The 14,797-nt window shown below is 68.5% G+C and carries 16 protein-coding genes and 3 pseudogenes; 7 read left to right on the top strand and 12 right to left on the bottom strand.

What is annotated here, in order from left to right; translation table 11 throughout:
* Positions 1-461: LysR family transcriptional regulator (locus H1D24_RS33065; protein WP_181661410.1), on the bottom strand; the 461-nt coding region annotated here is incomplete at its 3' end.
* 134 nt (positions 462-595) lie between these two features.
* Between H1D24_RS33065 and H1D24_RS33060 the strand changes: the two genes are divergently transcribed.
* The 3 genes and pseudogenes from H1D24_RS33060 to H1D24_RS33050 all read left to right on the top strand — a co-directional run bounded on the left by H1D24_RS33060 (position 596) and on the right by H1D24_RS33050 (position 3,299).
* On the top strand, positions 596-1,864 hold the full coding sequence (locus tag H1D24_RS33060; protein ID WP_181661409.1) for an MFS transporter: 1,269 nt from the start codon (positions 596-598) through the stop codon (positions 1,862-1,864).
* 439 nt (positions 1,865-2,303) lie between these two features.
* Positions 2,304-2,459 (top strand): annotated as a pseudogene (locus tag H1D24_RS33055) (transposase); the annotation flags it as partial.
* A 192-nt stretch (positions 2,460-2,651) separates the two neighbouring features.
* Entirely contained in the window at positions 2,652-3,299 is a 648-nt protein-coding gene (locus H1D24_RS33050; RefSeq protein ID WP_181661408.1) for a class I SAM-dependent methyltransferase, read from the top strand.
* On the opposite strand, the gene H1D24_RS42920 is transcribed toward H1D24_RS33050, so the two are convergent.
* Entirely contained in the window at positions 3,296-3,682 is a 387-nt protein-coding gene (locus H1D24_RS42920) for a hypothetical protein (RefSeq protein ID WP_181661421.1), read from the bottom strand. The genes H1D24_RS33050 and H1D24_RS42920 overlap by 4 nt on opposite strands.
* Positions 3,683-3,967: 285 nt before the next feature.
* Here H1D24_RS42920 and H1D24_RS42915 point away from each other — a divergent pair.
* A pseudogene (locus tag H1D24_RS42915) lies at positions 3,968-4,058 on the top strand (alpha/beta fold hydrolase); the annotation flags it as partial.
* Positions 4,059-4,244: 186 nt separating this feature from the next.
* Here H1D24_RS42915 and H1D24_RS33035 read toward each other — a convergent pair.
* Positions 4,245-5,072, bottom strand: coding sequence for an NAD(P)H-binding protein (locus H1D24_RS33035; RefSeq protein WP_181661406.1), 828 nt, complete (start codon positions 5,070-5,072; stop codon positions 4,245-4,247).
* A gap of 75 nt (positions 5,073-5,147) precedes the next feature.
* Between H1D24_RS33035 and H1D24_RS33030 the strand changes: the two genes are divergently transcribed.
* Positions 5,148-5,576, top strand: a complete 429-nt coding sequence (locus H1D24_RS33030; protein ID WP_181661405.1) for a winged helix-turn-helix transcriptional regulator — start codon at positions 5,148-5,150, stop codon at positions 5,574-5,576.
* Between the two features lie 304 nt (positions 5,577-5,880).
* Here the strand turns inward: H1D24_RS33030 and H1D24_RS42910 are convergent.
* Both H1D24_RS42910 and H1D24_RS33025 read right to left on the bottom strand, forming a co-directional pair.
* Positions 5,881-6,150, bottom strand: a pseudogene (locus H1D24_RS42910) (NF041680 family putative transposase); the annotation flags it as partial.
* The gene (locus H1D24_RS33025; protein WP_309484524.1) at positions 6,050-6,745 is read right to left on the bottom strand and encodes a sugar O-acetyltransferase; all 696 of its coding nucleotides are present in this window, start codon (positions 6,743-6,745) and stop codon (positions 6,050-6,052) included. The gene H1D24_RS33025 and the pseudogene H1D24_RS42910, both read right to left, overlap by 101 nt.
* A gap of 176 nt (positions 6,746-6,921) precedes the next feature.
* Between H1D24_RS33025 and H1D24_RS33020 the strand changes: the two genes are divergently transcribed.
* On the top strand, positions 6,922-7,110 hold the full coding sequence (locus H1D24_RS33020; protein WP_181661404.1) for a hypothetical protein: 189 nt from the start codon (positions 6,922-6,924) through the stop codon (positions 7,108-7,110).
* 127 nt (positions 7,111-7,237) lie between these two features.
* On the opposite strand, the gene H1D24_RS33015 is transcribed toward H1D24_RS33020, so the two are convergent.
* Positions 7,238-7,828, bottom strand: a complete 591-nt coding sequence (locus H1D24_RS33015) for a TetR/AcrR family transcriptional regulator (protein ID WP_181661403.1) — start codon at positions 7,826-7,828, stop codon at positions 7,238-7,240.
* A gap of 165 nt (positions 7,829-7,993) precedes the next feature.
* Here H1D24_RS33015 and H1D24_RS33010 point away from each other — a divergent pair, with 165 nt between their 5' ends.
* Positions 7,994-9,013, top strand: a complete 1,020-nt coding sequence (locus tag H1D24_RS33010) for an aldo/keto reductase (protein WP_181661402.1) — start codon at positions 7,994-7,996, stop codon at positions 9,011-9,013.
* Between the two features lie 181 nt (positions 9,014-9,194).
* On the opposite strand, the gene H1D24_RS33005 is transcribed toward H1D24_RS33010, so the two are convergent.
* The 6 genes from H1D24_RS33005 to H1D24_RS32980 all read right to left on the bottom strand — a co-directional run bounded on the left by H1D24_RS33005 (position 9,195) and on the right by H1D24_RS32980 (position 14,774).
* The gene (locus H1D24_RS33005; protein WP_181661401.1) at positions 9,195-9,419 is read right to left on the bottom strand and encodes a hypothetical protein; all 225 of its coding nucleotides are present in this window, start codon (positions 9,417-9,419) and stop codon (positions 9,195-9,197) included.
* 56 nt (positions 9,420-9,475) lie between these two features.
* A complete protein-coding gene (locus H1D24_RS33000; RefSeq protein ID WP_258564490.1) occupies positions 9,476-10,120 on the bottom strand; it encodes an ATP-binding protein in 645 nt (214 codons plus the stop codon).
* A gap of 256 nt (positions 10,121-10,376) precedes the next feature.
* A complete protein-coding gene (locus tag H1D24_RS42905) occupies positions 10,377-10,700 on the bottom strand; it encodes a hypothetical protein (RefSeq protein WP_258564489.1) in 324 nt (107 codons plus the stop codon).
* Positions 10,701-10,709: 9 nt separating this feature from the next.
* Entirely contained in the window at positions 10,710-12,395 is a 1,686-nt protein-coding gene (locus tag H1D24_RS32990) for a BCCT family transporter (protein ID WP_181661400.1), read from the bottom strand.
* Between the two features lie 86 nt (positions 12,396-12,481).
* Positions 12,482-13,273, bottom strand: coding sequence for a class I SAM-dependent methyltransferase (locus tag H1D24_RS32985; RefSeq protein ID WP_181661399.1), 792 nt, complete (start codon positions 13,271-13,273; stop codon positions 12,482-12,484).
* 286 nt (positions 13,274-13,559) lie between these two features.
* The gene (locus tag H1D24_RS32980) at positions 13,560-14,774 is read right to left on the bottom strand and encodes a glycosyltransferase (protein ID WP_181661398.1); all 1,215 of its coding nucleotides are present in this window, start codon (positions 14,772-14,774) and stop codon (positions 13,560-13,562) included.
* Between the last annotated feature and the right edge of the window lie 23 nt (positions 14,775-14,797).

The following is a 14,797-nucleotide window of genomic DNA, read 5'->3' as shown; positions in this document are numbered from 1 at the left end:
AGACCGGCACCTCGCGTTCGGCCGGGCACGGCGACGGCGCGGAAGGACGCGTCGATCTCACCGGACCGGATGGCGGCGACGGCCGTCTCGATGTCGAACAGCCACACCACGTCGAGCTCGATCTCGGGATGCGCGCGGTGGAAGCCGCGCATCAGGCCCGACGCCGCGCCGCGCGAGGCGATCACGTCGACGCGCAGCGGACGGCGGCCGGTGCGCACGGACGCGACCGCGCGCTCGGCGACGCGCAGCAGCTCGCGCGCGTGGGGCAGGAACGCCTGCCCGTCGATGGTGAGCTCGGCGCCGCGCGCGGTGCGGGTGAACAGCCGCACGCCCAGGTTGCGCTCCAGCGCGGCGATGCGCTTGGAGACGGCCTGCTGGGTGACCGCCAACTCGGCGGCGGCCTCCTGGAACTGCCCCGCGTCAGCCGCGGCGACGAAGGTCCGGACGGTGTCGAGGTCCATGCCGATTACCCTAGGCGTACAACCGATGGTTGTGTTCGACGGCCCTGCGGTTGTTTGATCCCCGGATATGGTGCTCGCTTTGATGCTTCCGATCGCGGATTGGTTGTGCGGGCGAGTGGCGAGGGGCGTCGGGCATGAGGAGCGGGCACCGGCTGGGACGTCTGCTCGGACATCGGCTGGGGCGGCAGTTCGGGTGGCTCTGGGGAGCGTACGGGACCAGCGCGCTCGGCACGTGGCTCGCCTTCGGCGCGTTCCCGCTGATCGCCATCCAGGTGCTGCACGCCGGACCGGCCGAGGTCGCCGCACTCTCCTCCGTGGGGGCTGCGGTGGGCGCGGCCGTGGCGGTGCCGCTCGGCCCGTGGGTGGAGTTCCGCCGCAAGCGGACGGTGCTGATCGCGATGGACCTGGTGCGGTTCGCGGCGCTGCTGACGATCCCCACCACGTTCGCGCTCGGCGCGCTCACCTTCCTTCAGCTCCTGCTGGTCTCGATCGTCGTCGCGGCGGCCGACATCACCTTCCGCGCCGCCTCCGGCTCGTACCTGAAGACGCTGCTGCCGGCCGAGGACCTGCTCGTCGCCAACGCCCGGCTTGAGTCCACGGCCTGGACGACCACGATCATCGGACCGCCGCTGGGCGGCGCCGCGATCGGACTCCTCGGTCCGGTGGCGACGGTGGTGGCCGACGCGGTCAGCTACCTGCTCTCGGCCCTGGGCATCCGTGCGATGGGCGGGCACGAGCCGCTGCCCGAGCGCCGGGAGGCCGCGCGCATGCGGGCCGGGGACCTGCTCGACGGCTGGCGGTACATCCTCGCCGACGCGACGCTGCGTCCGCTGTTCTTCAACACCGCCTTGTTCAACGGCCTGGTGATGGCCGCCCAGCCGCTGCTGGCCGTCCTGATGCTCGGCCGACTCGGGTTCGCACCGTGGCAGTACGGCCTCGCCTTCGCCGCGCCCTCGATCGGCGGGCTGCTCGGTTCGCGGCTGGCCCGACCGCTCGTCACCCGGTTCGGGCAGCACCAGGTCCTGGTCGTGGTCGGGGCGCTGCGCGCGATCTGGCCCATCGGCCTGGCCTTCCTGGGGCCGGGGACCGGCGGGCTGCTGCTGGTGATCGGCGTCGAGCTCGGGCTCATCTTCTGCTGCGGGGTCTTCAACCCCGTCTACGCCACCTACCGCCTCGAGCGCACCGCGACCGACCGGGTCGCCCGGGCGCTGTCCGCCTGGGCGGTGACGACCAAGGCCTCAACCGCGCTCCTGGCGGCCGTCTGGGGCGTGCTGGGCAGCCTGCTCGGCCCGCGTACGGCCATCGGCCTGGCCGGCATGCTCCTGCTGGCGACCCCGCTGCTGCTGCCCCGCCGCGCGGCAGCGCATCCCGCCGAGCCGGAGCCGGCACCGAACCGGGTCTGATGTGCCGCCACGGCCATCACCGCGATCGGGCTGCGCCGCCCTTCTTCGGAGCGCTCCACCCCTCCGCGTACAGCTCGGAGATGAGCGCGACGGCCCCGCCGTGGCCGGTAGGGGTCGCGGCGCGGCAAATCGTGGCTCACGTGCCCAATGTGCCTCAACAGCTCCCAGATACCTGTGAGGCACATACGGCGCAAGGCCACCTGCCTCACTTGCCTGAAGGCTTCTGGCGACCCCAGATAACGCCGAGGTCGTTACCTGCCCAGGGGCCCTGCGGGCTGCCGGGGCGGTGTGCGCATACCCAGGTCCGCCCTTGCCATCGCAGTTGTGCGATGGCCCTGGGCGTGCTTGCTTCGCAGGAATGTCAAGGTCCGGTCGAGGCCCTCGGCCTCACCGCGCCAGCCTTCGTCGATCGTGCGTTGGCGGCGTGCCAGCAGGCCGGTCTCCAGCTCGTCTGCGCAAGGAGTTCTCCGACCACATCCGCAAGTACTTGTGGGGCGAGCACTTCTGGTCCCCGTCCTACTTCGCCGGATCGTGCGGCGGGGCACCCCTGGCGGTCATCAAGGAGTACACCGAGAACCAGAAGCGCCTACAGTAGGCGGCTGGGGTCAACAGCGCGGATCCGTGCTCCGATGCAGGTCAGAACCGTCCAGAGAAGCGATTCCTCCCGATGCCTACAGGCACGGGGTTCCTTGCTAGAGCACGCTGAACTAGCGATAGCCCGGGCGAACGGGCGGGAAGATCGTGATTCTCCCGGCTCGCTTCGGGGCCAGGAACTACTGTCGCGAGCATGGTCGAACACGATGCCCTGAGTGCCACCCGCGAGGCTTACGACGCTGCCGCCCCGGCCTATGCGCAGCTGTTCCGCGACACGCTGCGTGACAGTCCGCTGGACCGCGCGATCTTGGGTGCCTTCGCCGAGGTCGTAAGTGCGAGTGGGGACGGTCAGGTCGCGGACCTGGGGTGTGGACCTGGCCATATCACCGCTTATCTGGACGAGCTGGGTCTGGCAGCGTTTGGTGTTGACGCTTCTCCTGCAATGATCAAGTTGGCTCGACAGGCCTATCCGGGCCTCCGGTTCGACGTGGGCTCGATGGCCGCGTTGAACATCGCTGACGGCGTGCTGGGCGGCGCACTCTCACGTTGGTCCATCATCCACACTCCGCCGCAAGAACTCTCCGTCATCCTGGCGGAGTTCCATCGTGTGCTGGCACCTGGCGGCCACCTTCTGATCGGCTTTTCGGCAAGCGATGATCCGTCTCACCCGACGCAGGTCTTCGATCACACAGTCGCGCCGGCCTATCGGTGGTGGCCTGATCACCTCGCCGCGCTGCTGCGCAAGTCCGGGTTGGCCGAGGTGGCCCGGATGGTTCGCGAGCCTCAGCCCACCGACCGACGGCAGTTCCAGGAGATTCAACTGCTCGCTCGCAAAGCCTAGGCAGGGGCTGCCTTATCGAACTCCAGCCTGCCGCATGGGGATCCGTCAGCTCCAGGCGTCGACTCGTGATCAGGGCTCACCGCCGTTCGAGCTCCGATTTGGTCGAACGAGGGGACTCCGAGGAACGCCCTCGATGACTTGCGCTCCTGGCGGGCATCGAGCTGGGCGATCTTCTCTTCTGCCCCAGCGAGGCTGACCCGTAGCCCTTCGACCTCGCCGAGCGGGCCTTCGCGTTCGGCCTCGGCGATGCGGGCGATCAGGTTGTCGCGGATGTCGGCAAGTCGTGTCCGCTGGGCCGGGTCCGGTCGAAGGAGTGAGCATCTGACACTCCTCCGGAAGCCGTGGGGTGAGAACGTAAGGGCCTCGCCGTCGGCGTTGGTCACGCCGGTGGCAGCCAAGGCGTTGATGAGCAGTTTCGGATCGCGGTCGGCGTGAATGCGCGGTGTTCGGAGCCGATGTCGCGCTGAAACGTTGAGCCGCGGGCTGGAGATCTCGATGCTCTCCCCGCCGGGACCAGTGACCGTACGCTACTTGACATTGAGATCCTCCTTCCAAGCTCGGGACACTGCTGGCCGCAGCCCCAGCGAGTCGATCCCGGGCGCCAGCGCCTCGATCCGGGCCCAGAACAGGTCGGCGAGAGTGCACGAGACCGCATCCAGGCTGGCACCTCCCACATCGTCGACGGCTGCGGTCACTGGATCCAGCAAGAGCGCCCCGCGGAGATCAACCGAATCCCTGACTGACTGGCTCGCCTCTCTGCCTGCGTCAAGCCTCTCTCGGAGCGCCGACACATGTCCTGAAGCGGCCGCATCGGCCCGCCAGGAAGGCTCAGTGCTGTCGGCACTCGTGAATATCTGCATCGACCGCCCGCGCCCGGCTGCCTCCCTGAACCGCCTTCGAAGGGCTGCTCGTACTCGCGAACAGAGCCACCCATCGCCTCTGGGGTCACTGGAAGGCTGAGATGTTGTGTGTTGCCCACTCGGCGAATGTGCGGGCTGGGCGGCCCAAGAGCAGTTCGACGTCTGGGCTGACTCGCTGCGCAGCAGTCGACGGTGCGCCGAGGATGTCGAGGGTGCGTTCTGCGACCGGCTCGGGCATGAACCGCACCATCGCCGCCTTGGCCTCGGCCCGGGTCTGTTCGACGAACCGCACCGGCTCGCCCAGCGCGTCTGCGATCGCGGCGGCCTGCTGTCGGGGTGAGATCGCAACCGGCCCCGTCAGCTCGTAGACGTTGCCGTTGTGGGCGGCATCCCGCAGCGCGACGGCGGCGACCTGGGCGGTGTCGGCCGGGTCGATGGTCGGTAGCGCGATGTCACCGAACGGGGCTGTGACCACCCGCTGCGCGCGAACCGTGTCGGCCCACTGCAGTGTGTTGGAGTGAAAGCCCCCCGGCCGCAGCATGGTCCAGTCCATGCCCGACTGGGTGACGGCATCCTCCAATTCGGAGGAGTGGTCTTTGGTGCTGACACCCTGCGAGGACAACAGGACGACCCGTCGGATGCCACCGGCACGGGTGACCTCGAGGACGTCGCTGAGGTTGCCGTCGGCTGCCACGAAGTCGCCGGAGGTCAGCAGGAACAGCGTCTCAGCCCCGTCAAGGACGGGCTTGAGGTTTTCCGGCTCGACCAGGTCGGCCTGGTGATACCGCACCCCCGCCGGTACCTGGCTTGCCGAGATCCGCCGGGAGACTGCCGTCACTTGCTCTCCTGCTGCGACGAGCGCCCGCACCAGCGGCCGCCCGACGTTACCCGTTGCGCCGGTCACCACGATCATGATCTCTCCGTTCCGAATTCCTGAGGACACGGCGAAGCTACTATCGTGAGGACAGTAGGTACCTAGAGGAAAGTAATGGCCGAGGGGATCGATGTGACGGAGAGCACAGCTCAAGGGTCTCGGATTGAGGTCTCGCCGGAGAACGCCTGCCCGATCGCTCCCGTGGTCGACATCGTCTTCAGCCGCTGGACCACTCCGATCCTGTGGGCGCTCAACGAGTACGGCCGGCAGCGATTCGTGGAGCTGGAACGCCGGATCGCCACGATCACGCCCAAGGTGCTGACCCAGAGGCTGCGACAGCTGGAACGCGACGGCCTCGTCGTGCGCACCTATCACCCCGAGGTTCCACCGCGGGTGGAGTACGAGATCAGCGAACTCGGCCGTAGCCTGGCACCGCTGTTCGCGACCCTCGCCGAATGGTCGGCCAACCTGGACCAGGTCGAACAGGCCCGCCGGGCCTACGACACCAGGGAACGAACCGGCAACCGCTCTGTGACCACGTGACACGCTGTTCGACCGCCTCCAGCAGATCAGCGCACATCCCATGCTGAGCACGGCCTCGTTGATGTCACCCACGGCCCTCCCAGCGGATCCGCAGGCGCCGGTAGAGGCGATAGCTTGGGCGCCGGCAGTTCGGCGGCGGTCGCGGCCGGCACCGTCGGCCCCGTGGACAGCAGTCCGGCGCCCAGCGCGGCGATCACCGCCGTGGACCACCGGCGGGACGCGCCGTCGGCTGTGGCGGTGTTGCTGAACCGTGAGCCGAGTCCGTCACCAAGGGGGCAGGTTAGAAGCCGACCTACACAAGCAGGACCTTCGGACAGGTCCAGCCCAGGGTCTGCTTCCAGAACCTGAAGGTGTGCTCGACGTCGAATCTTCTCAGGAAGGCCTGCCAGCAACGGTCTACGTCGGCTGCGGCAGCGCCGGACTTGGACCACCACAGCCACATCGGCTTCGGCTCTGTTCCGGAAGGCAGGGGTTCAACCTGCCGACGGATCACGGTGCCCTCGATGATGGGCAGTGACGTGGTGTGGTCGATCCACGCGGACCGGCGGGTCAGCCGCGGGTGGAGCCGGTCCCACGGCAGTACGTGTGGTGAGGTCCTCGTCCGTGATGGGGCGGACCACCCGGCAAGGTGTTCCGAGCGCGACGGTCATGGGGGGAATGCTGCGGCTGACGACGCTGCCGGCGCCGATGACCGACCCATATCCGATACGGATGCCGGGCAGGACCACCGCGTTGCTGCCGATCCACACCTTGTCCTCGATCACGATCGGTTCGGAGAACCGCCCGAAGTCATCGCGTCGCGAGGGATGCACCGGGTGTCCCGTGGTGGTCAGTGTCACGCTGGGAGCGATCATGACACCGTTGCCTATGCGGATGTCCACGTCGTCGACGAACGTGAGGTTCACGTTCCCGAAGAAGTCGTCGCCGATGTGGACATTGCTGCCGAACCCCGCGTGGAACGGCGGCAGCAGTACCGTGCGTTCACCGACCGAGCCGAAGATCGCGACGAGCAGCGATCGACGCTTCTCCGTTTCACTCGGTGGTGTGTGGTTGTACTCGAAGATCTGCTCTGTGCGGCGCCGAGGGGCCTGAAAGGCCGCTTCCGACTCGGTGTAGACGAGCCCCTTGGCGATCCTGGCCACGACTTCTTCCTCGTGACTATCCGTCACAGCGGGACGCTCCCTTCGCCCAATTCCTCGGGCACAGGCCCGACGCGCCCCCGGTCGACCGCACGCGCCCAGAGCCTACGTGCACCGCGAAGGCGCCATGAATCATTTCGGACCGCAGATCGTGATGCCAGCACATCGTTGCGACCGACATCCGCCGCCTCCAGCAGGAGGGCGCGGTGCCCGCCGGTATCGACGCGGACATCGCGGCGCGGATCCTCCTCGCCGCCTGGGAGGGCCTGCAGTTCCAGTGGCACCACGGCCCCGAGTTCGACATCCGGGCGCACATGGAGTGGCGCATCCGGGCGGTCTTGGGCCCGAACGCGCTCACTGCGGCGAGCGCGTCCACGGCGGAGGGCGGGGCGTAGCATCTGCGCTCAACAACCACCTGCCGATCGGCCGGCTGGAGCACTCCACGAGCGAGGCTGCCGAGGGTTCGAGCTGCGCGCTCGTCGCGGCCGGGTGGCCCGCTTGCATCGGCTGCCTGGCCGATGGTCAGTGCGGTCGGCGTAGTCCTGCGATGAGGAGTTCGACCATGCGGCGTGCGTCGTAGCGGGGATCGCTGTCCGCGCCGATGCAGAGGTTCCCGACGCCGCGCATGAGTTCGTAGGCATCGATGTCGGAGCGGATCTCGCCGGCGACGGCTGCGGCGTCGAGCAGTTGGGTGCAGACGGGCACGAGGCGGTCGAGGAAGTAGGCGTGCAGCGTGTCGAAGCCGGTGTTGTCGGACTGCAGCACGGTGGCGAGTCCGTGCTTGGTGACCAGGAAGTCGACGAAGAGGTTGATCCATTGCCCTAGTGCGGCGTGCGGAGTCGGGCTGGTCTCCAGCAGGGCTGGACCGGCCACGGCGCAGGCGTCGACCTGATGCTGGTAGACGGCAATGATGAGATCCGCTCGCGTCGGGAAGTGGCGGTAGATCGTGCCCAGTCCGACGCCTGCCTTGGCCGCGATGTCGCGTACCGGCGCTTCCACGCCTGACGTGACGAAGACCGCGGCGGCTGCGTCGAGCAGAGTCGCCTTGTTGCGCCGGGCGTCCTTCCGCTTGGACGGGGCTGCGTGCCCTGCGCCGTTGTCGCTGTCGTTCACCGCGCGTCTCCTTTCGCTACCGGGGCTTGCCAAAACGGAACAGCGTTCCGTATCGTTTCCCTCGTTCCGGAACGAGGTTCCGTTTGCTCATGATGTCAGAGCAGGGGCCCGACAGCCAAGCCATGCATTGCCACCACGCTTCATCCGCAATGGAGGAACACGGTCATGCAGTACCGCACCTTGGGCCGCACCGGTGTGCAGGTCAGCTCCCTCGCGCTCGGCGCGATGAACTTCGGCGCGATAGGACGCACCACCCAGGACGAGGCCACCGCCATCGTCGATGCCGCTCTCGAGGGCGGCATCAACCTCATCGACACCGCCGACTGGTACAGCGACGGCGAGTCGGAAGAGATGGTCGGCAAAGCCATCGCCGGCCGCCGCGACGACATCGTGCTGGCCACAAAGGCGAACATGCCCATGGGCGAGGAGCGCAACCACCAGGGCAGCTCGCGCCGCTGGCTGGTCACCGCGCTGGACGACAGCCTGCGCCGTCTCGGTGTCGACCACGTCGATCTCTACCAGATCCACCGGTGGGACCCGAACGCCAGCGACGAGGAGACGCTGTCGGCGTTGACCGACCTGCAACGCGCGGGAAAGATCCGTTACTTCGGCTCCTCGACCTTCCCCGCGTACCGCATCGTGCAAGCCCAGTGGGCTGCCCGCGAGTATCACCTGAGCCGTTACGTCACCGAACAGCCCAGCTACTCGATCCTGCAGCGCGGGATCGAGTCCCACGTGCTGCCCGTGGCTGAGGAGTACGGGCTCGGTGTGCTGGTGTGGAGTCCGCTGGCCTCGGGATGGCTGTCGGGCGCGATCCGCGAGGGCCGGGAGATCACCACCAGCCGCTCCGTGTTGCTGCCGGAACGCTTCGACACCGCCATCCCCGCCAACCGGGCCAGGCTCGATGCCGTTGAGCAGCTGGCCAAGGTCGCCGACGAGGCCGGCCTGACCATGATCCAGCTCGCGCTCGGATTCGTGACCGCGCATCCCGCCGTGACCAGCGCGCTCACCGGCCCCCGCACGCTGGACCACCTGCACTCGCAACTCGCCGCCGCTGACACCGTGCTCTCCGCCGACGTGCTCGACGCGATCGACGCCATCGTCGCCCCCGGCACCGACCTGGCCGCGCACGAGAAGTACGACACTCCGCCCGCGCTGCTCGACCCGTCACTGCGGCGCCGCTGATCGCCGAGGGGGGCAGCGTCCACATCCTCCATCGCGGCGAGGGAGGGGTGGGCCGCGGTCGGCATCTGGGCCTGGTCGCCAAGGGACTGGGGCAGTCGTACCAGCCCGGGCGGCGCGGCTGGCTGAAACTGCGAAACAGGATGCATTGCATCTGTCCCGCAGCCCCCGCGTCCGCGGGAGACTATGTGCCCGGCGAGAAGCTGTTCTCCTTCAGCTCAAGTGTTGTGGCGACCGCCTTCTCGCCGGGACCCAGCTGCGATCGAGCGGGTGCCTGAGCGTCGCCCGGCTCGCAATCGAGGCCGGCATCAAGCGCTGGCACCTCACTCACCAACACCTCGATCTCAAGGACCTCTTCGAGGCGCGGGTGAAGCTGATCCAAGTCGGGCGAGTCGACAAGCAGAACCATTCACCAGGAACGTCGCTATTCCGTCACGCCGGCCTCGCTGCAATCGGGGAAGACTCTCACGGGATCAGTTGATCGCCTCTGCCGCGTTGGTCATCGAGGCGGACCTCCAGGTCAGGCCAGTGCGCGGTCCACCGCGTCAGATCCTCCACGGTCAACGACCCCGGCGGGCAGAGCGACTCGACCGGTAGAAAGCGGACGAGCGTCCCGGTGGTTCCGTCGGCCTCGAGGGGAATCAGGTCAGTCACTGGAACACCGCGCTCATAACGCTGGTTCCAGGCCCCGTTGCGACGGCGGTTGGTGTGAATCAGCCACTCGCTGAGCGCCGCTACGACGGACATGCCGCGACGTGGATGCCCGTCTGGAAGCCGCTCCGCATCCGGGGAGTCGAAGAACCGCAGGTCCTTCGATGCCATCACTGGCTTCTTTACGATCCGACCGTGATCATCGACGCGAGTGTCGGTGCCTCGTCCGTTATCTGCCACGGACACAGAGCCGTCGCGGTGCAGAGTGATCAGGCATCGGCCCCCCGCTCGACTCGATGCCTCATCGGCGGCATAGGCCACGACTTCAAGGACGAGGTGCCCTGGGCCACAGGGAGCAAACTGCTCCGGCTCCTGGCGAATCTGGGCGAGATGGCCCAGGTCCACGTCACGGGCCCAATCGTGGGTGGTGTTGATCCAGTCAGCCCTTGATCCATCCATCCCGCGAGTATCCAGCATCTTGTTCCGCTCAGACGGGCGACCCGGTGCGGAGGCCGGGGATGTGGCGATTCCGTCCTGTTGCCGGCCCAGCCAGCCGGTTCGGCGACCCGTTGGGCCACTCGCCCGGTAACCCTCTACGCGACCTGTACGGCACCTGGTTGGCCGACAGACCCTCGTTGAGGTGGGCGTCCGCCCCACTGGAAGGAGTCCCCCACCCCTAGCGCGACGCCGAGCTGTGCGTCCGCACACGGTCGGGTCACGTGTCCAGTTGCGCGCGAATGAGCGTGTCGAGTCGCTGCCATGCTGGGGACGAGGCGTTGACCGTGCCCTGGATGAGGGCGGGGATCTCGGAAGCTGGATCCAGTTCCTGCAGTTTGTCGGGTCCGTAGCGTTCCCGGGTCGCCTGGGCGATCTGGTGGGCGAGGTCTGAACCATCGCACGCCACGGCCTCGCGCTGGTCACGTTTGCCGAGGCGGGTCAATCCCGTGCAAAGCGCCAGCCGCCAGCCGCCAGCCGCCCGCCGACCCGCCTCGGGGAGCTCAACACCGTGCGGATCGTGAACCGTCGAGTTGCGCCCCACCAGACGGTCTCACTGGCCCGGGACCTCACCTTCGCCGCGGTCCCCTTTTCCTCGCCGCAGCCGGGGGTGGCGGGGGCGGCCGTGTTCGGTGATCTCGTCGCCGAGCATGGCCGTCACCGCGTCCCGCAAGCCGTGCAGGGCGTGCCGCGGGGGCCCGGCCCCCGGGTCCTCGCGAAGCTCGGCGATCAGCGCCCAGCACAGCATCAGCATCACGAACACGAACGGCAGCGCCACCAGGATCGTCGCCGTCTGCAGCGAGTCGAGCCCGCCCGCGATCAGCAGCACCGCCGCGACAGCGGCCATCAGTACGCCCCACAGGACGACCAGCCAGGTGCGGGGGTGCAGTGCTCCGCGGCTGGTCAGCGAGCCCATGACGATGGACGCGGAGTCGGCGCTCGTCACGAAGTACATCATCACCAGCACGATCGCGACCCACGACGTCAGCGTGGACAGCGGCAGGTTGTCCAGCAGCCCGAACAGCGAGGCCTCCGCTCCCTGCTGAACCGTTTCGGCGAGGTCCGCCTGGCCGGTCGCGTCCATCCGGATCGCGCTGCCGCCCATGACGGAGAACCAGATCATGGTCGCGCCGCTGGGCACCAGCAGCACCCCGATGAGGAACTCGCGGATCGTCCGGCCGCGCGAGATGCGGGCGAGGAAGGTACCGACGAACGGCGCCCATGACAGCCACCACGCCCAGTAGAAGATCGTCCACCGGCCGGTCCACTCCGGGTCCGTGAAGACGCCGGTCCGGGAGGCCATGGGGAGCAACTCGCTGAAGTACCCGCCCACGCTCGCCGGGATGCTGTCCAGCACATACACGGTCGGGCCGACCACGAACACGAACAGCATCAGCAGCGCTGCCAGCACGATGTTGATGGTGCTCAGCCACTTCACGCCCCGGTGGAGGCCGGAGAACGCCGAGACCACGAAGGCCGCGGACAGCGACACGATGATGATCATATCGAGCGTCCTGGACTCCTGCGCCCCCGCCGTCAGATTGAGGCCCTTGGCGACCTGGAGGGTGCCGAGGCCGAGGCTGGTGGCCGTGCCGAAGACGGTCGCGAAGACCGCCAGCAGATCCACCGCCTTGCCGGGCCAGCCGTTCGCCCACCGCTCACCCATCAGCGGCACGAAGGCCGAGCTCAGCCGGTTCCCACGGGACTTGCGGAAGACCGCGTACGCCAGGGCGAGACCGGCCACCCCGTAGATCGCCCACGGAGTGAGCGTCCAGTGGAAGAACGAGTACTCCATGGCAGTCAGAGCCGCGCCAGGCGTTTGCGGCTCTACGCCCGAACCGGGCGGCGGCGACACATAGTGCTGCAGGGGCTCGCCCACGCCGTAGAACATCAGGCCAATGCCCATTCCGGCGCTGAACATCATCGCGATCCACGAGGTGTTGGTGAATTCCGGTTCCGCGTCGTCCCGGCCCAGACGGATCATCCCGAACCGGCTGAAGGCGAGGATCACGCACAGCACCAGGAAGAAATCGGCGGCTACCACGAAAAGCCAGCCGAAATTGCTCAGGACCCAGTTCAGGGCGGCGTCCGACACATCGGCGAAGTTGTCCTTGCCGATGGCCGCCCACGCCACCACCACCATCACCGCCACCACGCCGATGGTCACGATCACTGGGTCCGGAGGCTCGTCCTTCGGCTGCTGGTCGAGGCCGGCTGGGTAGGTGGGCTCCGTGCTCATAACATCCCACTATGGTGGGAAAACACGGGATTCATGGGAGTGCCGCGCCGTTCGTACCGCAGAGGCCGCCTCATCGCCGGCCTCGCTCAAGTACGCCGAAGATCAGGTACGCCGGATCCGACGCGATGATCCGGGCTGAAGGCAGCCGCCGTTGTGGCGGAGGTCGGGCCTGGTTTGGTGACGCGGAACGCGAACTGGCCGCAGAAGGTGAGCTTGCGCAGGTTCACCAGGGCCGTCCGCCTCCCCGTGTGCTTCGCCCAGCTGTCGATCTCGGCGTTGAGCGGGGACTCCTCGTTCCAATACCGCCCGTACTCCTTCTTCTTCCGCTCGCCGTGGTAGGCCCGCATGATCAGCGTCACCCCGTCCAGGGAGGGCCGGAGCTCCTCCAGGGCGAGCCCGGCCTCCTCGACCAGAACCCGGAATCCGTACGGCGTGTAGTTCCACAGGCTGAAGGAGTGGTACGGCTCGAACTGGGACGTGCTGCCGATGAACAGCCCGCCCGGCCGCAGCACCCGGCCGACCTCCGCCAGCAGGTCCCGGGGGTGCGAGACGTGCTCGAAGACCTGGTGCGAGTAGATCAGCGGCACGGTGTCCGAGCGGAAGGGCAGGTGGATGCCGTCGAAGTGGACCAGCGGATCGCCGCTGGGCCGTCGCTGCCTGGCCTCCGGAGAGTCGCGGATGTCGACTCCCACCCACCGCAACTTCGGATTGTGTCTCTTGAAATTCGCGGCAGAAGTGCCACGCCCGCACCCCAGGTCGAGCACCTGGTCCGGCGCGTCCGGCGAGCTCATGACCTCGTCGAGGTAGTAGCGCGACGTGACCTGGCGGGCGTGGTCGTCGGGGATGCAGTCGTGCATGAGGTCCCACAGGTTCGCCATGCCCCGAGGCTACGGACGTGCCGCCCTTGCGGACGAAGCGCCGGTCGGCGGTTCGCGGCCGCCGCCACCCTTTAGGCGGGATCGGCCACGGCGGACAGCATCGCCGGACGGGTGATGCTGGACAGCGTGAGCGGTGGCGCTGTTGCGGTCGGCGACCGAGCGGCCGAACGCGTGGTTCGGCCGCAGGCCGGCGGATGTCCTAAGGCACGAGGCGTCGTACGAGCTGGTGCCATGTGCGATGACGTCGCGACAGCGACGGCCGTTTGCGCGGCCAGGGGCGTTGAGTTCACGCGTCCGTCGCGGGGCGTTCGCTGGGGAAGGGTGGCGGGCTTCCGGCCGTGCGGCGGGGGCTCGGTCGGCGTGTGCGAGCCGCTTCACGGGTGAGCGCAGGGCCAGCAGCCTCCTTCGCCCAGGTCTCCAGAAGTGTCGTGAACCGGGCGGCCTTGTCGGGCCAGTTGAGGTCGGCGAGGGCCGCCTTCCGGCCGCGCTCGGCTGCGCGCAGCCGCAGTCCCGTGTCCGTGCTGAGGCGCCGCACGGCCTCCGTCGCCGCTGCGGGATCCTCGTACGGTACGACCAGGCCGCAGCTGTGCCGCTCGACGAGTTCGGCCGCCAGCGGCGTGGGCGTGGTGACGACGGGGATGCCGCAGGCCATGTACTCGACGACCTTGGTGGGCCGCGAGTGGCGGTAGTTGGGCTGGTCGTGCAGGAGGGAGAGGCCGGCGAGGGCGCCCGACAGCAGGGGGAGCGCGCGGTCGTTGGACAGGAAACCATGCCAGTGCAGGACGCCGTCCCGGTCGGCCGCTGCGAGCGCGTCGCGTACGTCGGGGTCCGCCGCGCCGATCACCTCGACGCGGATCGCGGGCCACAGCAGACGCGCCATCTGTATCAGGTCCAGCGCGCCGCGAGCCCGTGACAGCTGCCCCAGGTATACGACACGTTCACCGCCCGGCGGCTCGGTCGGGCCGGGTGGCGCGGTCGCGAGGTTCGGCACCACGGGATGCGTGCGACGGAAGCGCGCCTGATACGCATCCTCGGCGAGCAGCAGCCGAAGATGACGCTCCGCCAGCCGTTCGGCGATGTGCACCGCGAACCGCAACGGCGGGCGCAGTGCCCGCGGCACCCAGCGCTTCATGGCGAGGGCCGCCGCTGTGTCCTCGTGCACGTCCCACACGGTCACCGGAGCCGCTCCGCCCCGCCGCCAGCGGCGCAGCGTACCTGGCAGCGCCAGCAGCAGCTCCGGATCGTGGAGCAGCACCACGTCGGCCGCGGGACCGCGTTCGGAGAGCACGGTACGGGCCGCGCGGAGCGCCTCGCGGCGGTTGCTGCCGGCGGCTCGCGGCAGGTCTATGCCCTCGACGTCGGCCCGCGGCGCCACCCCGCGGGCCGTGAACGGCGCCGCGTACACGATCTGGTGGCCGCTGTCCCGCAGGGCGGCTATCTCCCGGTGCAGGATCCTTGCGTCCTCGGGGTGATGCACGACGGTGACGACGAGTATCCGCATCAGAGCACCTCTCGACTCCCCGC

This window comes from Streptomyces himalayensis subsp. himalayensis, from assembly GCF_013778455.1.
GTDB lineage: Bacteria > Actinomycetota > Actinomycetes > Streptomycetales > Streptomycetaceae > Streptomyces > Streptomyces himalayensis.
Note: the sequence above shows the minus strand (reverse complement) of the source record. Positions and strands in the feature narration are given on the sequence as shown.